General features: G+C 60.8%; 16 protein-coding genes and 1 pseudogene. 3 read left to right on the forward strand and 14 right to left on the reverse strand.

The annotated features are described in order from the left end of the window. Nucleotides 1-61: 61 nt before the first annotated feature. From BLO80_RS22200 to BLO80_RS22260, 13 genes are all read right to left on the reverse strand, one after another. A complete protein-coding gene (locus BLO80_RS22200; RefSeq protein ID WP_092330336.1) occupies nucleotides 62-1006 on the reverse strand; it encodes a peptidylprolyl isomerase in 945 nt (314 codons plus the stop codon). After that, a complete protein-coding gene (locus tag BLO80_RS22205; protein ID WP_092330339.1) occupies nucleotides 1003-1482 on the reverse strand; it encodes a YbjN domain-containing protein in 480 nt (159 codons plus the stop codon). The genes BLO80_RS22200 and BLO80_RS22205 overlap by 4 nt, the downstream gene beginning before the upstream one ends. Before the next feature lie 22 nt (nucleotides 1483-1504). After that, the gene (locus tag BLO80_RS22210; protein WP_092330342.1) at nucleotides 1505-2152 is read right to left on the reverse strand and encodes a DNA repair protein; all 648 of its coding nucleotides are present in this window, start codon (nucleotides 2150-2152) and stop codon (nucleotides 1505-1507) included. 15 nt (nucleotides 2153-2167) lie between these two features. Then, on the reverse strand, nucleotides 2168-3859 hold the full coding sequence (locus BLO80_RS22215) for a putative porin (protein ID WP_092330344.1): 1692 nt from the start codon (nucleotides 3857-3859) through the stop codon (nucleotides 2168-2170). A 39-nt stretch (nucleotides 3860-3898) separates the two neighbouring features. After that, nucleotides 3899-4603: an energy transducer TonB family protein gene (locus BLO80_RS22220; RefSeq protein WP_092330347.1), complete on the reverse strand. Its 705-nt coding sequence runs from the start codon at nucleotides 4601-4603 to the stop codon at nucleotides 3899-3901. Nucleotides 4604-4605: 2 nt separating this feature from the next. Further along, nucleotides 4606-5031 carry an ExbD/TolR family protein gene (locus BLO80_RS22225; RefSeq protein WP_003201710.1) on the reverse strand — a complete coding sequence of 142 codons (426 nt, stop codon included), beginning with the start codon at nucleotides 5029-5031 and terminating at the stop codon, nucleotides 4606-4608. Nucleotides 5032-5041: 10 nt separating this feature from the next. Then, on the reverse strand, nucleotides 5042-6841 hold the full coding sequence (locus BLO80_RS22230) for a DUF2341 domain-containing protein (protein WP_092330349.1): 1800 nt from the start codon (nucleotides 6839-6841) through the stop codon (nucleotides 5042-5044). Between the two features lie 17 nt (nucleotides 6842-6858). Next, on the reverse strand, nucleotides 6859-8421 hold the full coding sequence (locus tag BLO80_RS22235) for a ShlB/FhaC/HecB family hemolysin secretion/activation protein (RefSeq protein ID WP_371914586.1): 1563 nt from the start codon (nucleotides 8419-8421) through the stop codon (nucleotides 6859-6861). 68 nt (nucleotides 8422-8489) lie between these two features. Beyond that, nucleotides 8490-9092: a transposase gene (locus BLO80_RS30735; protein ID WP_092330354.1), complete on the reverse strand. Its 603-nt coding sequence runs from the start codon at nucleotides 9090-9092 to the stop codon at nucleotides 8490-8492. A 466-nt stretch (nucleotides 9093-9558) separates the two neighbouring features. Beyond that, nucleotides 9559-10356 (reverse strand): transglutaminase family protein, encoded by a 798-nt coding sequence (locus BLO80_RS22245; protein ID WP_072405718.1) that lies wholly within the window; start codon nucleotides 10354-10356, stop codon nucleotides 9559-9561. Next, complete coding sequence (locus BLO80_RS22250; RefSeq protein WP_092330357.1) at nucleotides 10353-11303, reverse strand: alpha-E domain-containing protein; 951 nt, start codon at nucleotides 11301-11303, stop codon at nucleotides 10353-10355. Before BLO80_RS22250 ends, BLO80_RS22245 begins: the two co-directional genes overlap by 4 nt. Nucleotides 11304-11306: 3 nt before the next feature. Continuing rightward, nucleotides 11307-12716, reverse strand: a complete 1410-nt coding sequence (locus tag BLO80_RS22255) for a circularly permuted type 2 ATP-grasp protein (RefSeq protein ID WP_003201697.1) — start codon at nucleotides 12714-12716, stop codon at nucleotides 11307-11309. Nucleotides 12717-13437: 721 nt separating this feature from the next. Next, nucleotides 13438-15564: a TonB-dependent siderophore receptor gene (locus BLO80_RS22260; RefSeq protein WP_092330360.1), complete on the reverse strand. Its 2127-nt coding sequence runs from the start codon at nucleotides 15562-15564 to the stop codon at nucleotides 13438-13440. 209 nt (nucleotides 15565-15773) lie between these two features. Between BLO80_RS22260 and BLO80_RS22265 the strand changes: the two genes are divergently transcribed. From BLO80_RS22265 to BLO80_RS22275, 3 genes and pseudogenes are all read left to right on the forward strand, one after another. Next, nucleotides 15774-17570: a methyl-accepting chemotaxis protein gene (locus tag BLO80_RS22265; protein WP_092330362.1), complete on the forward strand. Its 1797-nt coding sequence runs from the start codon at nucleotides 15774-15776 to the stop codon at nucleotides 17568-17570. A 217-nt stretch (nucleotides 17571-17787) separates the two neighbouring features. Next, nucleotides 17788-18455 (forward strand): annotated as a pseudogene (locus BLO80_RS22270) (GyrI-like domain-containing protein); the annotation flags it as partial. A gap of 169 nt (nucleotides 18456-18624) precedes the next feature. Then, the gene (locus tag BLO80_RS22275; protein ID WP_092330364.1) at nucleotides 18625-21471 is read left to right on the forward strand and encodes an RHS repeat-associated core domain-containing protein; all 2847 of its coding nucleotides are present in this window, start codon (nucleotides 18625-18627) and stop codon (nucleotides 21469-21471) included. A 377-nt stretch (nucleotides 21472-21848) separates the two neighbouring features. On the opposite strand, the gene BLO80_RS22280 is transcribed toward BLO80_RS22275, so the two are convergent. Continuing rightward, nucleotides 21849-22039, reverse strand: a 191-nt coding sequence (locus BLO80_RS22280; RefSeq protein ID WP_092340983.1) for a YbdD/YjiX family protein, incomplete at its 5' end; no start/stop codon positions are given.

Genomic DNA, 22039 nt, shown 5'->3' on the forward strand with positions numbered 1-22039 from the left:
AATCCCCTCGCCACACATAAATCCTCTTGCCACAAAGTGTTCACATCAAACAAAGCCTGGGCTAGAGCCCCTCCTCCAGCACCTTGCTCAACTGCGCGCCATCGATGCTCAACGTCGCCGTGTCGAGCATGCCGTCCAGGTACGCCTTGGCGATCTGTTCCTGGCGCTGGGCACGCAAGGCCTGGGTCAGGCGCTCGCGGACTTCGTCCAGGGTCGCCTCTCGGGCCGGTTGTTGCTCGGTGAGCTTGATGACATGGAACCCTGCCGGGCTCTGCACCGGGTCCGATACCGCGCCGACCTTCAAGCGTGCCACGGCCTCGCGCACCGGCGGCACCAGTTGCTGCAACGGCTGATAACCACTGTCACCGCCGCGCTCGGCACTGGTGCGGTCCTGGGAAAAACGACTGGCCAGGGCGCCGAACTCAGCGGGTGAGGCCTGGGCTTTCTTGCTCAACTCCAGCGCTTGCCGGCGTACCGCTTCCACGGTTTGCGGCTCGCTGGCTGCCAGGAAAATCTGGCTGACACGGTACAATGCCGGCGCGGTCCAGTTGGCTTTCCCGGCCTCGTAAGCCTGTTTCAACTCGTCTTCACTGGGATAGCCGGCCGGCACCTGACTGACCGACTGCAAGTAATCGCGAAACACAATCTGCTCGGCCGCCGCTCGTGTCTGCCGCTCCACCTCGGGCCGCTGGCGCCAACCCTGGGCATCGGCCTGCTCCAACACGGCTTTTTCCGCCAGGCGAGCACGGATCCAGCCCTCCAGCGCAGCCCGATTACTCCGCATTTGCTGACGAACCTCGGGCGCCAGTGCGGCCAGCAAGGTCTTGAGCTCTTCGGGGCTGACCTGCTGGTTGCCCAATCGGGCCAAACTCGGCGAGTCGGCCGACACAACGCTGGCGGTCTGCACCGCGGCGACCGGATCGCTGCCCGGCCGCAGGCCCAGCACCAGCGCCACGGCGATCAGCCCCAGCGCCGCGGCGCTGATGACGAAGGTCGGCTTTTTCACGATGCGACGGCCTCCTCCAAGGGCGCCTCGACGGGCTCGGCCGGGTTTTGCGCCCGCGCCGCGTTCTGGCTGTACTCACGCAGGTAGACAATGAATTCCTGCAACAGGCGATCCCACAGTTCCAGGTGACTGCGCAAATGATCGGTACTCACGCCCGCCGCAACCACGACGTCCATTTCCATCACCAGGAATTCGCCTTGCAACGACAACCGGGCAAAACGTCGCGAGGCGTTCCACCGTTCTGCCAACCCGTCCGGCAATTGGCCTTGCACCCGCAAGGCACAGCTGAAGGTGAAGTCCAGGTATTGGCCCGCCGTCGCCGCCGGATTGCCGAATCGCACGGCAAAGCCGATGCCCTGGCTGGCACTGAGCAGTTGCACAATGCCGTTCTGCTCGGTTTCGTTGACCCGATAACCCGCGGCCTGCAACCACTCGGTCAGGGATTTCGCACCGACGTTTTCAATCATTGAGGTCATGTTCGATTCATCCTTGTTCTGTTCAGTGAGTGATCGAGGCCTGGGGCGCATCGAAACGGTTCTTGTAGAGATCATCGCCGAACCCTTGGGCCAGCTCTTCGAAACGCACCCGGGCCTTGGCCGCGAACGGCTGGCGGATCTTCACGATGTCGGTGACATCGATGGTTTCGTAGGCATGCAGCAGCGTCTTGGCGACTTCGTACATCTGCTGATTCTTGACCGAACATTGCTGCACTTGTGTGTCACGCTCGGTCAATTGCGCCTCCAGACGCGCGCGCTCGGCCTCTTTGCCGCGAGCCAGGACCAGCAGTTCGTCGTAGGCTTTCTTGAACTTGCCCATTTGCTCGTTGCTGGCCGCCACCTGGGCCTGGGCCTGGCTTTGCAGGTTTTGCTGATGCCCGGCCAGTTGCTCATTCAGGGCCTGGACCTTGCTCAATTGCGTGGTCAATTGCTTGATTTGCGCCTGGGCCTCCTTGGCCTGGCTCTCCGCGGCCTGCCGGGCGGCACTGGCCTGGGCCTGTTCGCTTTGCAGGGTTTGCAACTGGGCGGTGGTGCTGCGCAGTTGCGCCCGCAAGCGTTCTTCCAGGCCCTCGCCGTGGGCGCCGCCGCTCAGAAGCAGGCCCAGCACCAGTAACGCGGCCGGACATTGGTAGATGGCACGCCTTTTCATGAGACCTCCCTGCGCTTAGAAGCGCGTGTTGATTTCAAGCTGCAAGACATCGATGTCGTACGGCGCGCCGTACACCGCTTCGGAACTCAACCAACGACCGGTGGCGAAGACGTTGCTCGCCAGGCCATAGTTGCCGCCCAGGAAATAACCCTTGGCGTTGGTGCCACCCAGATGGAATGACGAATCGTTGAAGCCGTCCGGCAAGGCGTCCGGCTGGATGTACTTGTAGCCGGCGAACAGGTTCCAGTCGCCTTCGCGCTTGAGTTCCAGGGAGTTGCCAAGGGTGAACTGGAGCATCCAGGCGTTGGCGCCGCTTTCCACCTCGCCATCGCTGTCCAGGTTGTTGGCGAACTGCCCCGCGGAGCGCTTGCGCATCTCGCCTTCGTCGTAGCCCAGGTTGTGGACGTAGTGGGCCTGGCTGCGCAGTTTCAGGTCTTCGGGCAGATCGGCGTCCCACGCGAAGTTCAGGTCCAGCAGGTTGAACTCCGAGGCCAGGCCGACGTATTGCGGCTGTGGCGTGGTCGACGGGTTGAGGGGGTTGGGCGTGATGTCGCGCAGCAGGAACACGGTGTTGCCCTTCTGCATGAACGCCACCCGCGAACCGTCGCTGTCACAGCCTGGATCACCGGCCCAGGGCTGGCACGGCGAGGAACGCTGGCCTTCGATGTCGTCGAAGCGGTAATAGGCCAACGCGCCCTTGATCCGGTTGCTGTCGTTGATGGCCCAGTTGGCCCCCAGTTGTGCACCGTACAGCCACTTGTTGTCGCTCTCTTCCTTGTCGCTGCCATTGCTGGTGCTGGTGTCGTTGGTGTACTCCACCGGGAACGCGCCGACGGTGCCGAACACGCCCCAGTCCTGATTGAGCTTGTGGTTGAAATTCGCCGCCACGCCATCGAAGTTCAGGTCGCCGGAATACAACAGGTCAGTGGAGAAAAACGGGTTGGCGAAACGCCCGCCGGTCAGGGTCAACTCGTCCGAGGGTTTCCAGGTCAGGTAGCCCTGGTCGAGCCAGATGTCTTTTTTGCCAAAGCCGCCACCGAGGGTCTGGGTGGTGGATACCGGGTTGTTGTCCGAGCCGGTGCCGATGCGGATGCCCGCCGTCCATTGCGGGGCGATCACGGCCTTCATGCCCAGGCGGGCACGCAGGCGGAACAGGTTTTCCCGGTCTTCGCGGGTATTGAGCAACGGCGGCAGGCTGGAACTGCTGTTGGGGTTGACGTCGTAAGGCCCCTTGTCATTGAGCCGGGCGAAATCGACGATTTCGTTGCTGTTGGTGCCGGAGTAATAGCGCGACTCATCCCGCAAGCGAATGTCGCCATCGAAACTGATGCGTGAGACCCAATCCGGGAAGGTGTTGGGTTGGGCCCAGTTTTCCTGCTTGGCGGTGGCCATGACTTCGGCCTTGACCTGGTCGCGGATCTGCTCACGCACAATGTTCGGCACGTATTGCACCCGCACGTCCCCCGGCGCACCGACCGGCGTTGCGGCGACTGCCGTGGCGGCTTGGCGGGCCTGCACGGCTTCCCGCTCGGCCTGGGCGATCAAGCCATCGGCCTGGTCCTGTTTCAACACGCCCTGCTGCACCAGCAGGCGGATCAGATTGATCGTGGCGTTTTCCGAAGGCGCCGCAGCGGCGGCCGCGTGGCCGGCCAGGCTCAGGGCCACCAGGCCGATCGCCCACGACAATCGATTCACATTGGAAATCATCTGCACACAACTCCTGTTGGCAAACTTTCAAATAGTCGGTTAACCCGGCCGCCGCCCCTGCAAGGACAGGCGCACGGGCAACGTCAGGGAGGCCGGTGGCCGTTCACTCAAATGGGGCGCGGCACGCAGGGCGGAAATCACTTGCTCGTCCACTTGCCGGTTGCCGCTGGACTTGACCAGCTCGACCCGGGTGATTTCGCCCACGGCACTGAGCCAGACATCGGCCTGCAGCGAGAACGCCAGGCTGCGCAGGTCGGGGTTTTCCCGCAGCAAGCGCTGGAAGGTGAACGCCAGGAACTGGCTGTAGGTGCCGTTGCCCAGGCGTCCGCCCCCTGCCCCGGCCATGCCGCCGCCCTTGCCGGCACCGATGTTGAACGCGTCGTTGCCGGACTGGGCATCGCCGTCCATTTGCATCGGGTTCGCCAGGTCATCCACCGGCGACGGCGGCGCCTCTTCCTCGGGCTTGACCTCTTCGGGTTCCGGGGTCGGCTCTGGCTCGACCACTTTCTCCTCGACCTGGGGTTCCGGTTCCTTGGGCTTCTCTGGCGGTGGGGGGGGCGGAGGCGGCAGCGGGATGATGGTCGGCACCTTCGGGGCTTCGCGGCGCACGCCACTCATGTCATTGGCCCACTGCCACAGCAGCCAGGCCGCGACGGCGCCCAGCAGCAGGCCGGCGGCCCACTTGAGCAGACGCAGCGGCGAAGTCTTCACCGGGGGCGGATCGATGGGAAGTCTGGCGGTCATGATCAGCCCTGGCTCGGTTTGCCGGTCACGAGACCGACCTGGGACAGTTCCAGGCGCCGCAACAGATCCAGCACTTCAATGACTTTCTGGTACTGCACCGTCGCGTCGCCACGCACGATCACCGGGAAGTCCGGGCTCTGCGCCTTTTCGATGCGCAGGCGCTCTTCCAGCTCGGCCAGGGTCACCGGGTAGGCATCGAGGAACACCTGCCCGCCATCGTTCACCGAAATCGCCTTGGTCTTGGCCTCGGACAACGACACCGAGGCACTGGCCTTGGGCAGGTTGATCTGGATACCTGACACCTGGGCCGTGGCCGTGAGGATGAACATCACCAGCACCACCATGAGCACATCCACCAGCGGCGTGATGTTGATGCTGTCGACCGCTGCATCATCGTCGTCATCGTGTGAAGCGTTTACGCTAGCCATGGCGACTCCCTCAGGCCGGTACGGACGATTGGACGTGATGACCGCGACGATGAGCCGCTTCACCGGACTGGCCTTCGCCGTGCATCTCCGCCAGGCGCGTGATGAACTCGTCGACAAAGACCCGCATGTCGGCGCTGACTTCCTTGTTACGGGTGATCAGGCGGTTGTAGCCAAACAACGCCGGGATCGCGACGAACAGGCCCATGGCCGTGGCGAGCAATGCCGCGGCCATGCCCGGGGCGATAGCGTTGATGTTCACGTCGCCGGCCATGGCCGTGCCGAGGAACACCACCATGATCCCCAGCACAGTGCCGAGCAGACCGATGTACGGCCCGCCGGCGATGGCGTTGGACAGGGTCGAGAGCTTCGAACTCAGCGCCTGGTTCTCGCGGGTGCGCACGCCATCCATCGAACAACGGATCGCTTCGATGGTGGCCGCTGACACCGACGAGGTGTCCGCGCCCTGCTCACGGCGGGTGCGAATTTCCTTGACGGCCACCAAGTACAAGCGCCACAGCGATGAATGTTGCAAGCGCTGGGCGAGGTCCTGGTCGTCGGCGAACATTTCCAGACGCGTGCCGATCTTGGCGAACTGCTCGCGGAAGGCTTCGTTGGCGGCACGGAGGCGGCTGACCATGCGGTTCTTGCGGATCATGATGATCCACGACTGGAACATCATCAGCACCAGCACCCCGATGATCACCCAAGCGTCGAGCGGCACGGCGTTGAGCAGGAACCCCAGGCTGCCGAAACCGAAACCGGACTGCTCTTCATCGACGCCGTAGGCCACCAGTTTCGATTCGGCGCCCTGGGCATTGGCGTCGGCCAACAGCAACGGCGCCGGGCGAGCCACCTTGGACAGGCGCGCTTCGTCCATGGCGCCGCTGAAAGGCGCGAAGGCTCCGGCGGAGACATCGGCACCCAGGGCGATCGGCGAATTGAACGCCGGCATCGCCACCGCCAGGCTCGCGGTCTCACGCCCGTTGACGTACAGCACGACCCGGTCGCCCGAGGCGGTCAACGCCAGGTGCTGCCACTGACCGGGGTTAAGCGGCTGGGTCGAGACCGCGCGCTGGTCATTGATCGCTACGAACGGCACACCCTGGTTGACCCCAACCAACAGGCTGGTGGCGGCTTCGCGACGGGCCAGGAGCACTTGTTCGCCACTGGCCTGGTCCTGGCGCAGCCAGGTGCTGAAGGTGAACGCCGCGCCGGCACTGTGTTGCAACGACGCACTGGCCGGCAACAACAACGGCTGGCCGTTGAACTGCAAGGCCCGTCCGATCACGCCGTCGATGCTCACGCCGGTCGCGCCCTGGGCATTGTTGCCGTAGGCCGTGGTGTCCCGGGGCGGTACGCCGGTGGCCCCGTCGAAGTGGTACAGCGCGGTGTAGTCCGGGTCGAAGGTCAACTGGCCGCTGCCCGTGGCCGGCGCCTTCTGGTTGCCGTAATACATCCACACGTCCTGGCGCTGACCGCCCTCCACGCTCGGCACGTCGACCCAGATCAGCGCCATGCCCATCAGCGGGTCGAAGCTTTCGATCTGGTGATTGAGCACGGTCTTGTTGTCGGCACTGACGAAACGCAAGTCCGAGCCGTCGTCCTTGACCCCGTCGAAGGTGAAGTTGCCGGTGTGCAAGCGCACCAGCAACGCGGTGCGGCCCAAGGCCTGGGCGATGGCGGCGCCCTGGGGCGTAGTGTCCACCGAAATCTGTTTGCGATAGTGCCAGTCGTCCTGCCACCAGGCGTTGGCGGTCGCCGGAAGCACCAGCCCCAGGCAGATAAACAGGGATAACAATAAGCGTTGCATGGACATGACTCCTGGGTTCAAAACGTCGCTTGCAGGTTGAAGTGCAGGCGCGATTCCTGTTTCGAGGTGTTCGGCCCTTCGAGCAGCGGATAGCCCCAGTCGAGGCTGCCGGACAGCCATTTGCTCAGGCTCGCGCGGGTGCCGAGGCCGACGCTGGCGAGGCTGTAGTCGGCGTCCTGGTCGGGCAGTTCGTCACGCAGATACAGCTGCGCGCCTTCGGCGAAGGCATAGAAGCGCCACTCCTGGACATAACTGCCGAGGAACTTGGCCAGGGATGGGGTACGCAGTTCCTGGGACAGCAGGTAGCCGTCGTCGCCGGTGCGCTCGGCAGCCAGGTAGCCGCGCACCGAGGTGGCACCACCGGCGGAGAATTGCTCGTTGGAAACCAACGGCCCGGAGGCCAGTTGGAAGGCGGCCTTGGAGGCGGTCTGCCAGTCATTGCCGAAGGTGAAGGTGTAATTGCCGTCGCCCTTGAGCACCGCGAAGCTGGGGCTGGCGCGATAGCGCTTGTAGTCGAACTCTTCGTCGGAGCTGCCATAGCCCAGCAGGCTCCGGGTACCCGCCACCAGGCTCAGGCCGAGGCCCAACTGGCTGTTCTCGGTGTAGCGGAAACCGTTATAGGCGAAGGTGAACGGCGCGTACTTGAGCGGCGCCTTGTCACTGGCACCACCCAGGTTCAGCTCTTCCTCGAAGTCCTTGAAATCCACCCCGACCGAAAAGCTGTTGGCCCACGCCCCCGTGGACGGCAGGCTGTAGATCGCCGACACCCCGTAGGAATGCCCTTTGCCCAACACGTTACTGCCGCCGACGGTCGCCACGTTGCTGTCGGATTGGTACCCCGAGAACTGCACACTCCAGCGTTCGCTCAGCGGCGCGGTGTAGGAACCCGACCAGACCTTGGCGTTTTCGGTGTCCTGGGGCGCGGTGAAGAAGGTCAGCGAAACGCTGTGGCCCAGTTGCCAGAGGTTGTTGTAGCCCAGGCTGGCGACCGTGCGCAGCTTTTCGGTGTCGGCACTGTAGTCGTTGTTCAGCCCCAGGCTGGCTTGCCAGGGGTCCTGGTCCTGGACTTGCAAATCCACGTCCATGGTCCCGGGGCGCTGGCCTTCGCGCACCAGCGGCATGACCTGGCGTCCCGGGGTCTTGTTCAACTGCGCCAGCTCTGCCTGGACCCGGGCGAAATCGGGTACCTCGCCTTCCTTCAGCGCCGGCACGTCTTCACGGATTTCAACGGGCGAATAATGCTTGGCCCCGACCACGCGCACCCGACCGATCTTGGTCTCGCTGACTTGCAGGTAGACGATGCCGTCTTCGACTTTCTGCTCTGGCAGCTCGACGAATACCGATTGATAACCGCGGGCCTGATAGGCTTTTTGCAGGGCTTCCCGGGCGCCCTCGATGTCGCTCAAGGCCTTTTGCGGCCCCAGGAACGGGTACACCGCTTCCTCGATGGCCCGGGCATCGAGCACGGTGTTGCCGCGCACGAAGTACTCGTTCACGTCCACCAGGCGCGTCGGCGCCGCTTCGGCCGCCTGCCCGCCTTCGGCGGCAAAGGCCGACGGCCCCCCGACCGCCAGCAGCAGCCAGCCCCACAGCGCCGGCCGCGATTTGAAGAAATGCTCCACACCACCCCCTGAATTCAAAGTACGGCTCAATTGCTTATGGTCGATGTCGTGGCGTGCCGGGCCAGCCAGGTGTGCAGCAGCGCGAAGTTCAAGGAGAACTCCGGCATTTGCAGCAAGGCGCCACAGAACACTTCACCGATGATTTTCTCGATGAGCCGCACCGCCCGCGCATCGCCCAGCAGTGTGGCGAGGTCTTTACTCAGGACGTTGAAGCTCCAGACCTTCTGGTTCAGGTCCAGGCCGACGAACCAGCGGAACAGCAGGTTGTAATTGAGTTGTTCGTAGAGTTGCTGCTCGCTGGGCACCGAATAGAGCAGTTGCAGCAGGAGGATGTGCATGGCGGTTTGCGGTGCGATCAGCATCTGGGCACCGGCGTTGAGGCCCTGCAGCACGTCGCGATGGTCATCCAGCAGGTCATCGATCTGCGGACGCAGCAAGACCAGTGAATGGCCTTGTGGAATGTAGCTGGACACTTCCTTGAGCGCGCCCTGCCAGTCATCCTGGGAAACGATCCAGACCCACGGCGCGCCGTAGCGATACACCGAGACCGGCTGCTTGCGCGCCGCCTCGACGATCTTCGACAGCCGCTGGTCAAGCTCCTGCATGCCCACTTTCGAATAACGTTCCATAGTCCCCATCGCCTCACTCCCGGCTTCGCGCCCCGGCTCCAAACGACCTGAAAGGTCCCCTCGAACACGTCACACAGGCATGACGGGAATGGCGATGTGCTACCGAACTTTTGTCATGAAAGCTTCATTTTGGAGGGTAAGGAGGGGATGGGATCTTGTGGGAGTGTTCAACCATGTGATGGGCAACACCGAACCCTGTGGCGAGGGAGCTTGCTCCCGTTGGGGCGCGAAGCGGCCCCGGGGACCTGCCGACTCGGTGTATCAGGAAAATACCTTGGGGGCCGCTGCGCAGCCCAGCGGGAGCAAGCTCCCTCGCCACAGACGGTCCGGGGCAATGAGTACCGGCCTTATCACGACCAGATGGCTTCCACGACAGGTTCTCGGGTGTTCACGACAATTACGTCCCCCGTCAATCTCCTAGTGTGGGAGCGAGCCTGCTCGCGATGAGGCCGCCAGGTTCCGCGGGTTATTGGTGCTGCACCTGCACCATTGAACTCACCTGCACCCGCGCCTGCATCTGTTCCGCCCCACCACCCCGGCGCATGCCGCGTACCGGACAGGCGTCGAGGTAGTCCAGGCCGATCGCCAGTTTCAGGTGACGATCGGGAAGGGTCAGGCGGTTGGTCACGTCGAAGCTGTACCAGCCATCGTCCAGCCAGGCTTCGGCCCAGGCGTGGCTTGCCAGATGGCTTTCATCTTCGGTGCACAGATAGCCGGAAACATAGCGCGCTGGAATACCCAGGCTGCGCGCGCAGGCCAGGAAGGCGTGGGTATGGTCCTGGCAAACCCCCGTTCCACCGGCAAACGCCTCGGCGGCGGTGCTGTTGACCGCTGTCGTGCCGGGGCTGTAGGGCATCCGCGCCGCCAGGCCGTTCATCAGGTCGGTCAAGGCCGAACGATCACGCCGGCCGGCGCATTGTTCGACGGCGAAGGCACTGAGGGTCTCATCCGCCTGGGTGAGGCGGCTGGTGCGCAGAAACGGCAGCGGTGACTGAGAGTCCGGTTCCATCGCGATGGACTGATGGATTTCCACCTCGCCATACGCCGTCAGCACCAAGGCACCGTGGGGCTCGTCCATGGTCATCACGTGGAGAATGTTGCCATAGGGGTCAATCTGGCTGCGCACCAGTCGCGGCAGTTCCAGATGCCATTCCAGGATGCGCTGGCGCTGAGTATCCCGAGGCGTCAGGCGCAGGAACTGGATGCTGGTGCAGACTTCATCGGCGTAGCTGTAAGTCGTGTCGTGGCGTATGGACAGTTTCATACGACCTCCAGGTAAGACTCATGGACGGTCTGGCCCAAGTGGCGGATCTGACCAATCAGGTCGGTCAGCCATTGATGCAGGCCCGACGCCAGGATTTCGTCGATCCCGGAATAGCGCAGGCGCGCATTCAGCTCGGCGGCCAGGCGTTGTGCCGGCCGACCGTTGTTGCCCGGCAAGCTGGCGAGGATATGGTCCAGTTCCTCGATACAGGCATGCAGCGAGCGTGGAACGTCGGCCCGCAACAGCAGCATCTCGGACACTTGCTCGGCATTGGGCGCGTTGCGGTAGATCTCGTTGAACGCCTCGAACGAAGACAACGCGCGCAACAAGGCACTCCACTGGTAATAGCCACGGGCCGAGTTGTCGCTGACCTCCTCCGATTCCTCGCCGAACATTTCATAGCGAGCATCCAGCAGGCGCAGGGTGTTGTCGGCCCGTTCGATGAAGGTCCCCAGGCGGATGAAACAATAGGCATCGTTGCGCATGATGGTGCCCGATGTCGCGCCACGGAACAGGTGCGAACGCTCCTTGACCCATTCGCAGAAATGGCTGATGCCGTAGCGCCCCAGGCCATTGCTGGCGATGTTGCGCATTTCCAGCCAGGTGGCGTTGATGTTTTCCCACATGTCAGCGGTGATGCGCCCGCGCACGGCATGGGCATTGGTCCGCGCGGCTCGCAGGCAGCTATAGATACTGCCGGGGTTGGTTTCGTCCAAGGCGAAGAAATGCAGCATGCGCTCGGTGTTGAGGGCGTCATAACGGTCGTTGTAGTCGTCCAGCGTACCGGCCGCCAGCAGCGACATCGCCAGTTCGGCATGGCCATCGCTGCGTCCGGCCTGGGGCATCAGCGACAGCGAATAACTGACTTCGAGCATGCGCGCCAGGTTCTCGGCGCGCTCCAGGTAGCGGGACATCCAATAGAGGTCCGAAGCAGTTCTTGAAAGCATGTCTTAGTCCTCTACTACCCAAGTGTCTTTGGTGCCGCCGCCCTGGGACGAGTTCACCACCAGCGAGCCTTCGCGCAACGCCACGCGGGTCAGCCCGCCGGGCACCAGGCGCGTTTCCTTGCCCGACAGCACGAACGGACGCAGGTCGATGTGGCGCGGCGCGATGCCGCTTTCGACAAAGGTCGGGCACGTGGACAGGCTCAAGGTCGGCTGGGCGATATAGGCTTCGGGACGGGCCTTGAGGCGTGCGCGGAAATCTTCGATCTCCGCCGCGCTGGCGGCCGGCCCCACCAGCATGCCGTAGCCGCCGGAGCCCTGGGTTTCCTTGACCACCAGATCCGGCAGGTTGGCCAACACATGGGACAGGTCCTGGGGCTTGCGACACTGCCAGGTGGGCACGTTTTTCAGGATCGGTTCTTCGGTGAGGTAGAAGCGGATCATTTCGTCGACGTAAGGGTAGATCGACTTGTCGTCGGCCACGCCTGTGCCGACCGCGTTCGCCAGCACCACGTTGCCCGCACGGTAAACAGCGATCAGCCCGGGCACGCCCAGCATCGAATCGGGGTTGAACGACAGCGGGTCGAGGTAGGCATCGTCAAGGCGACGGTAAATCACGTCCACCTGTCGAGGGCCGGCGGTGGTGCGCATGTACACGTGGTCGTCCCGCACGAACAGATCGGCCCCCTCCACCAGCTCCACGCCCATTTCACGGGCCAGGAAGGCGTGTTCGAAATAGGCACTGTTGAAGCGTCCCGGCGTCAGCACCACGGCAGTGGGGTTTTCCAGGGGGCTTGAGCTCTTGAGGGTGTCGAGGAGCAGGTTCGGGTAATGATCGATGGGGGCCACGCGCTGGGCGGCGAAGAGCTCGGGGAACAGGCGCATCATCATTTTGCGGTCTTCGAGCATATAGCTCACGCCGCTGGGCGTGCGCAGGTTGTCTTCCAGCACGTAGTAGCTGCCGTCACCGTCGCGAACCAGGTCGACACCGGCGATATGGGCGTAGATGCCCCGGTGCAGGTTCAGGCCCTGCATCGCGATCTGGTAGCCCTCGTTGGCCAGGACCTGCTCGGGGGGGATGATTCCCTCCTTGAGGATGTGCTGCCCATGGTAGATGTCGGCCAGGAACATGTTCAGGGCCTGGACCCGCTGGATGCAGCCACGCTCGACCATCTGCCATTCACTGGCCTTGATGCTGCGGGGAATGATATCGAAGGGGATCAGGCGCTCGGTGCCCTGCTCGTCCCCGTAGAGGGTGAAGGTGATGCCGGCCCGATGGAACAGCAGGTCGGCTTCGCGGCGGCGTTGCTCGAGCAGTTCAAGCGGGGTGTCCGCCAGCCAGCGCGAGAAGGCTTGGTAATGCGGGCGGCAGTCACCCTTTGCGTCATACATTTCATTAAAAAAAGCGTGGGGCATAGCCAACTCCCAGCCGCGTTCTACACGGCATTTCTTATCACTTCGTCATTCCGACGGTTCGGCCTAGCCTTGCTTTAAACCCTGCTTGATTGCGTGCGGTCCTGGGATTGCCCTCTGTTGCTCTTCATGGATGGTGTGTCCTGGCCTGAAAAGCCGGGTTTTCAATACTTAGCAAAGGGTGTGCCTAAGCGTGACGGTGGCACGTACTGAATAGAAGAAGCATTGCAAAACCGCAAAAAGGCGAAATTATTTTTCGATCCAGCGACATGAATGACCCTAAATGCTGGCGCCCTTTGTCTCGAGCGCTAACTTGAGCCGCCCTTGAGCGGGTGAAATGGGACAACGGCGCCCCACAACAGGGAAGTTTTTACTCATTCGTCCACGGTTGATCCTTCAGGCGCCGCGAACAACTCCAGGTGGCGCGAACCTCAACGCACTGCAACGTTGCAGGAACATGCCCGGATTCATACCCTCGCCCCACCTTGAAGCAGCCAGGCCGTCCACCTCCGCTCATCCATGACCGGGCAGCGATCGAACCATTGGCGATTTCCAAGGGCCTGCTTCCTCGTGACCTGTCGCGGGTTACCCGAAACAATCAGACGCCTGTGCACGGAGCGTAGACCACTTCCTTCAAGTCGCGGGCAGGTTGCCTCTGGCTGCCGTACAAAAAAAATGCCCGGGACGCAGGTCCCGGGCATTTTTGTGTTTCAGTGCAGCAGAATCAGAACGTCACGCTGGCGCTCAGCTTGGCGGTACGCGGCTCGCCGACAGCGACCTGCAACTGGCTGCCCGTGGAAGACGGGTAGTACTGCTTGTCGAACAGGTTGTCGACGTTCAATTGCAACGAGGTCTTGTGCCCCATCACCGGTGCTTCCCAGCGCAGGAAGGCGTCGGCGACGGTGTAGCTGCTCAGCCAGAAATCGTTGGCGTTGTTGGCGGCGCGTTCGCCGACGTAGCGAGCGCCGGCACCGGCGTGCCAGGCGCCGAATTCGGCCGGCACGTTCAGGTGGTGGGTCAGGTAGAGGCTGGCGGTGTGTTTAGGCGCATCGGCCAAGCGATGACCTTCGTCATCCGGGTCGTCGAGGATTTCCGTGTGGGTGTAGGCGTAGGTACCGATCAGGTCCCAGCGGTCGGCCAGACGCCCGGTAATATCCAGCTCCAGGCCTTGGGAGCCGACTTTGCCGGCGGCTTCCGAGAGGGTCACGCCATTGACCGTGGAGGATGTCACGACGTTTTTCTTCACGATGTCGAACAGGGCCAGGTTGATGTTCAAGCCTGGCAGAGGATCGTACTTGGCGCCCACCTCATAGCTGCGGCCTTCTTCTGGATCGAAGGTATTGCCAGCGTCGTCCACGGTATCGTTCGGCTTGAACGACCGACTGTAGTTACCGTACAGCGACAGCGCGTCGGTGGCCTTGTAGACCAGACCCAGGAATGGCACGAAAGCATCGCCGTTGTCGTCGCGGTTCACCACATACCGGCTGCCCAGACCCTGGTCGCTATATTGGTCATAATGCTGGTAACGGCCACCCAAGACTACAATCCAACGATCATCGAGATGCCAGTTATCCTTGAGATAAACCGAACTCGAATTCAACTGATTACGCAGATCACTTTGGGCAGCGCTGACCAGGCTGGGCTCAGGCAGGTTGCCATAGACGGGTGCAGTGATATCGAAACCGCCTCGCGCGGTGTTGCGATAGGTCTTGCCACGAAACTGATCGGACACTTGATTATCGACGCCAACCAACAGGTCATGGCGCTGGCCGAACAGCTCTTGTTTGCCGATGAAGTCCCAGCTCGCGTAACGGGTCTCATCATCGTAATGGGCGCCGTTGGCTGCCCGGCGTAATGCAGTGCCAGTCAATGCGTTGGGCTGAGCGATCGAAAGACTGTACCGGTCATTGTTCCAGCCATAGGTAATCCGCGTTTTCCACGCGTCGCTCAACTCATACTCGAACCGAGCCGTCGCCGTTTCGCGAATACCGACACTCTTGGCCCAAGGCTCATCGAGGCGCTTGTCGTAGTCGATATCCGCCGGATGCCCGTTGGTGAACACCGTACCCCGGTCAAACGGATTGGAGTATTCGTTGTACTCATAACTCAGGTTCAACGAGGCCCGCTCACCCGTCCAAGCCAGGGACGGCGCCACCAGCGTGCTCTCATTGACGCCGTAGTTGCGCCAGTAGTCCTCGTGGCCGCGCTCGGCAATCAGGCGATAGGCCAGGCCGGTATCGCCCAGCGGCCCGGTGGTGTCCAGGCCCATGGTGCCACCGCCTTCGCTGTAGGCCGAGCCGCTCAGCGTGGTGCTTTGGGTGTATTCCGGTTTCTTGCTGATGACGTTGATCAGGCCGCCGGGCTCCAGTGCGCCGTACAGCATCGAGGCCGGGCCCTTGAGCACTTCGACGCGGTCGGTGGTGGCGCTGAAGTTGTGGCCCAGGTTCGAACGCACGCCGTCGCGCAGGATCGAGCCGTCGTCGTTGGTGCCGAACCCGCGCTTGACCAAAGAGTCCCGCGAGCCGCCCAGGGTATTGCCCTGGCTGACGCCGCTGACGAACTTCATCGCATCATCCAACGAACGTACCTGGTAATCCGACAAGGTCTGCTGGGTCACCACGTTGATCGACTGCGCCTCTTCCTTGATCGGTACATCGCTCTTGCTCGCCGTGCTGGCTTGCGACGCCGTATAGCCCTCGTCCTGAGTGACACGACTGCCCTGGATATCCGTGGCTGGCAGTTCAACAGCGTCCTGTGCCCACAACGGGCTTGCAATGAAGCAGCAGGACAGGGTTGGCAACACACACTGGATGAAGACGTTGCGATTTGCGAGGGAGGTGGAACGATTCAAGACGCGCACTCATGGAAGGGACGTTAATGAGAGAAAATATACTTTGAGAATCATTCCCAGTAAATATTTTGTATCAAATGATGATCACCCCGAACCTCTGTGCAAGTTCGCTCCCACAAGATGATGTCAAATCGCCCAGCGCCCTAAAGCTTTGCCGCTCGCGGTCGAATGTATTCCATTGAGAGATTTTTTTGCCCAGGAGCAGCGGCATGCAGACGTTAAAGGCCTTGTACGAGTCTATCGAAATGCAGTTTTTCGATACCCTCACCAAAAAGCTGTCGAGCCTTTTCCTGTTGGTGCTGGTCAGTGGCTTGTTGTACTGGGTGGCCGTCAGCGCCCGCGCCGAGATCCTGCCGCTGTTGCGCAACGCGCAGCTGGATGGCGCCTTGCTGGGGCAGATCGAAGGCCGGCTCGACAGTCTTACCCACGCCCTGCTCTTCGGCGCGGTCCTGACGCTGGGCATGATCAGTTTCATGGTCTGGTATTTCCGCCACCTCATCGTGCGCCCCGTCACCGCCATGACCAAGGCCCTGGAAGAGATCGCCAACGGCGAAGGCGACCTGTCCAAGGACCTGCCGCTGGTGACCCACGACGAGATCCGCGTGTTGGCCAGCACCTGCAACCGATTCCTGGCCAAGCAGCGGGAGATCATCAGCAATGTCCAGGCGCTGACTGTGCACATCGCCGTCGAGTCGGCCCGCTCGCTGAAGAACATCAGCGACTCCAGCGACAGCGCCACCCACCAGGCCCGCTTCGCCAAGGAAGTGATGGACCAGAGCAACACCGCCGTGGGCCGCATCGAAGAAGTCTCGCGCCAGACCCAGGGCATCTCCAGCACCACCGCCCAGAACCTGAGCATGGCCCGCGACTCCTACGCCGAGCTACTGGAAGTGACCGGCAACATCAGTGAGATTTCCAGCAGCCTCAGTGAGTTTGCCACCCTGGTGAGCGCCTTGAACCAGCGCTCCTCGAGCATCAAGTCGATTGTCGGGTTGATCCAGCAGATCTCTGCCCAGACCAACCTGCTGGCCCTCAATGCCGCCATCGAAGCTGCCCGGGCCGGCGAAAGTGGCCGTGGCTTCGCGGTGGTGGCCGATGAAGTGCGCACCTTGGCACAGAATGTCAGCCGGGCCACCGACGATATCTCGCGCAACATCGACGCCATGCTCGAGGAAGTCAGCTCCACCCACGAGCAGACCACGCAGATCAGCCACAGCGCCCGGGAAACCCAGAAAGTGGTGGAACGCGCCTCCGGCCATTTCGAAAGCATGATCGTCGATTTCGAATCCACCAACGGCAAGCTGGCGGACATCGCGACCCACATCCAGCAGTTCGCCGACAGCAACACCGGGATCAACGACCGGGTGACCCAGATTCACGCCGACAGCCAGTTGATCGACCAGCGCATGCAGCATTCGGCAACGGCCACCCGTGACCTGTCCGGCGTGGCCGAAAAGGTCCAGGCGTTGCTGGGTCGTTTCGTGCTCGGACACGGCAAGCTGGATGCCGCCATTACCCGCGCCAGCGAGTGCCGCGACACGCTCCAGGTCCGCCTGGAGGCGCTGCAACGCGAAGGCCTGAACCTGTTCGATCAGAATTACCAGCTGATTCCCGGTACCGATCCCAAGCAGTACATGGCCAGCTACACCGAACGCTTTGCCCAGGTGTGCCAGGAAGAATGCGACAAACTCACCCGCAGCACGCCGGGTGGCAAGGTTTCGTTCATTGTCGACAGCAAGGGCTACTGCCCGGTGAACAACAGCTGGGTCTCCAAGCCGCCCACCGGCGACCGATCAGTGGATTTGCCGGTATGCCGCAACAAGCGAATCTTCAACGACCCGATCGGCCTGCGCGCGGCAGGCAACGTTCAGCGCTTCCTGCTGCAGACCTACCTGCGCGATACCGGGGAAATCATGACCGAGATCGACGTGCCGTTCTTCTTCGGAGGCCGCCATTGGGGCAACTTGCGGGTGGGCTTCGATGCGGCGGTGTTGTTGGCGGAGTGAGGGGGCGCTCAAAAAGGGATCTGTGGTGTATGCACCTCTTGAAACTCCCCCAAAAACAACTGTGGGAGATTTTCGGATCTGCCGGGGCCTTGGTATGCTCGGTCTGCGAACCCACACGCAGCTCCCCCCGTCCTGCTGGTCGACACCCAAGCCCCACTGCCCGAACGCCATCCTGTGTCAGCGAACGCCTGCACGCCACACTTGATTACCTGACGCTGGTGGCCTGTCGGTCAAGAGGCTGAGCCGTGTGGCGACCTTTTCGGCCTTTCACTTCCACCGTCAATTCACCGCTTTCGTCGGCGTGCCGGTCTCACGTTATGTTCAACTTATGCGACTACGACGGGTAGCCCATCGCCTGGCCGCCCTCGCGGATCATTCGATACTGGACGCCGCACTCGGTGCAGGGTTTGAAAGTCCCGAGGCATTTTGCAGGGCGTTCAGACGGGCGTTCGGCATGACGCCGAGTGCATTCAGGAAGGAACCGAACTGGCAAGTCTGGAATGCGGTGTTCACCATCCCTCACTTTTCCAGGAACATCATCATGCAAGTACGAATCGTGGAATTCCCCGAAGCCAGAGTCGCTGCGCTAGAGCATTACCTCCCCCAGACTTCCGCTTCGCCATCTGCGGTGAGATTCACGAGGCCGTGGCGCCAAATGAATCCAGCGTGCAAGAGCGCGTCATTCCCGGCGGTCGTTGCGCTGTGGTGCGGTACACAAGGTCACCGGACCACATCGGTGAAACGATCTATCCGGTTTACCGCGACTGGCTGCCTACCAGTGGGGAGGAACTGCGAGACCATCCATTGTTCTTCCACTACCTGAGCGTTTATCCCGAGACACCGCAGGATCAATGGCAAACGGATATCTATATTCCGATGCAATAGCAGCGATTGAGCGGCCTACGCCCTGAACTGGCGACCACCTGATTATCTCCACCAGCCGCGGTGCCTGAATCCTCCAAGACAGATCACATGAAAGGTAATTGGCAATACAGCACTGTACCGGCTACTTTCTAAGGTAGAACTGATCCTGGTCGAGCAGAGAGAATTCTACATGACTTCCTCTTCGGGGCTGCATCTGGCTACACCGGTCTTGTCGGTCGTCGAACCGCGAGGATTGCCAGTACGTACGGTGCGTTACCATCGCCGTGTCGAGAACAAGCCGCTCGACACCCGCGTCAATCGTCAAGCTTATGACGCTTTGGGGTGCTTGGTGGCGCAGTGGGATCCACGTATGTGGGCCTTGGTGGAGGAAGGGTCCATGGCACCGGCGAATCAGACCTCGATCCATAATCTTTCCGGTCAGGTGTTGGCTCAGAACAGTGTCGATGCCGGCTGGCGCTTGAGCTTGTTGGGAGAGGCGGGACAAGTGCTGCACCGCTGGGACAGCCGGGGTACTCAAGTATCTATCGAATACGATCGATTGTTACGACCGGTGACGGTGCTCGAACAAGGTCAGGGGGAGCTTGAGCGATGCGTAGAACGCTTGACCTACGCAGGTCCCGAGGCCAGTACAAAGAATCTATGCGGGCAATTGGTTCGCCACGATGATCCAGCTGGAAGCGTGCAGTTGCTCGAGGCGGACTTGAATGGCGGTATCCTGCTGCAGTCTCGGTATTTTTTACGTCAGGAAATGCTGCCGGACTGGCCGTTGGAGCAATCACTGCGTGATGAGTTGTTGGAGTCCGAGGAAAACCGCTCCACCACGCAGCATCATTATAATGCACTGGGTGATGTCCTGAGTCAGACCGACGCCAAGGGCCATCGCCAGCGTTTTACCTATTCGGTGGATGGACTTTTGCACAGTGTCTGGCTGCAACTGGCGGGGCAAACCGAGCAGTTGTTGGTATCGATGGTGGGCTACAACGCCTTCGCTCAGGTCGAGACAGAAATCGCCGGCAATGGGGTCGTCACCACAGCTGATTATTCTCCTGTCAACGGCCGACTCATGCATCTGCTGGTGAATAGAGCTAACGGTACGTGTTTGCAGGACATCAGCTATAGCTACGATCCCGTGGGCAATATCCTGAGCGTTCGCGATGAGGCGCAGCCTATACGTTTTTTCAATAACCAACGCACTGAGCCACACAACACTTATCGCTACGACACGCTTTATCAATTGATTGAGGCCACTGGACGAGAAACCGCAGCAGGGCAACAAGGGCCCGCGCTGCCGGCATTACAGCCGACGCCCGTTGATCCAAATCAGCTGAGTCAATTTACTCAGACTTATTGCTATGACGCGGGGAATAACCTAACAACCTTGAGGCATGTCGGCGCGCAATCCTACACCCGTGAAATGCAGGTAGGCGCCCTCAGCAATCGTAGTGTGCCGAAAGAAATCGAGTTGGCCACGGCGTTTGACGATAATGGCAATCTATTGCTATTGCAGCCTGGACAAGGATTGAGCTGGGATCTACGCAACCAGCTGCAGCACGTCACCCTGGTAGAACGGTTCGAAGCGGCCAATGACGATGAGGTATATCACTATGACGGGAGCGGGCAGCGAGTGCGGAAAATTCGACGCAGCCAAGCCCGCAAGATGTCGCACCGGGCCGAGGTACGCTATTTACCAGGCCTGGAGTTACGTACCAACACGGCCAGTGGAGAAATTCTGCAGGTGATCAGCGTGTCCGCCGGGCGCAGTAGCATACGGGTGCTGCATTGGGATGCCGGGCAACCGGACAATATGAGCAATGATCAACTGCGTTACAACATAAGCGACCACTTGGGTAGCAGCAGTATTGAACTGGACCAACAAGCGCGCCTGCTCAGCCAGGAAGGCTACTATCCATACGGGGGGAGTGCTTGGTGGGCGGGGCGCAACGCCATCGAGGCAAGTTACAGGACTGTCCGTTACTCAGGGAAAGAACGTGATGTCACAGGGCTGTACTGCTACGGTTTTCGCTATTATGCGCCGTGGCTCAGCCGCTGGATCAATCCGGATCCAGCGGCTGCGATCGACGGTTTGAACCGATTCAGGATGGTTAGGAATAACCCGATTACTCTAATCGACCAAGACGGGCTTCAACCCATCTACCCAGTCTTAGGCGCTTTTCTCAGCGATGTATTCCACGATCCTGACTATGCTCGAAGCGGCAGCTACCTACTGGCGCCAGGCGAATCGGCTGATTATGCCCCTATAGCAATATGGGATAATCGAATTCATGTCGGCACTGCCAGCCGACACATGGGAATTCGTCCCAGTAGCGAGATAGGTTTCCCGCACTTTGTCGGTGAAATAACAGGACGAGAAATCACCAATAGTTCTGGTCATTACAGGCCTCCGACAGGACTAGGAAACCTGATCCCCGAAGGGTATACGTACAAAGAAGAGTACACCTTCACTAGTGATGCTCCTATACGGTTGACTATGTTCTCGTCGCCTGAGGATTATGTGAATAAGGTGACGGAATTCAGAACATTCAGTAACGAGCTGGACAAAGCCAAGGGTGTATTAAGTTTTCTCAAAGAGCACGCATTGTATGAGCGAGCCAGTCTCTCTGCCCACACGTATGAAAATGTGCACATCACTGGGCTTTTCCGAGCAGGCGGTGAAGACATTGAACCAGGCTTTGAAGAGGTTTTTTCGAGCCTGAAAGCGGAAACCACACGCCTTCAGACAGCAAGTTATTGGGGCGGAACGTCCAAAGATCCCAAAGGGCCAGCTGCACAGTTAAAAATGTTAAACAAAAAAATAAATGCAATGGAAACAATCAGAACGAATGACAGTACGGTCTCCCGTAGGCCTTACTCTGCGATTCAGGCACTTATTGAGCCGTCCCGTTCAGCGCGACAACCGACTATGGGCGGTTCTGCAAATCAAACCAGCCTACGGGTAGCTCCTCGGCACAGAAAATCCAGCCTGTTCTCTTGGTTTAACTCGAGGATGAGGCGTTAAGGAGGACGGGATAGCCAGGATGCGCAAGCGCGCTTGCAAACACCAGTTCCTTGCTCACATTCGATTGAACTTGGGCTGCCCCCATGGAGCAGCCCTGCGTGCTTGCCCCTCCACTGTTCTTCCATGACCTGAGCGTTATGCCGAGACACCGCAGTTTCAATGGCAAACGGATGTCTATATTCCGCTGCAATGATGGAACAGGTAGCTTTCAACTTATCTGTGGTGTATGCACATCTTGAGACCCAACCCAAAACAACTGTGGGAGCGAGCTTGCTCGCGAAGGCGGGGGATCAGCGACATCATCGTCAACTGACACTCCGTCATCGCGAGCAAGCCCGCTCCCACAAGGGTTACATCATCCACTGGCCATCAGCGGTTCAACAGCACTTGGGCCCACCCTTGCCGCCGTAACGGGCCTCCTGGCGTTCGCGGAAGAACGCCTCGTAGTCCATCATCGGTTTGTCCGGGTGCTGGGTTTGCATGTGCTCGACGTAGTTGTCGTAGTCGGGCATGCCGACCATCAGGCGGGCGGCCTGACCGAGGTATTTACCCAGGCGACTCAAGTCAT

This window comes from Pseudomonas sp. NFACC56-3 (assembly GCF_900100025.1).
GTDB lineage: Bacteria > Pseudomonadota > Gammaproteobacteria > Pseudomonadales > Pseudomonadaceae > Aquipseudomonas > Aquipseudomonas fluorescens_AA.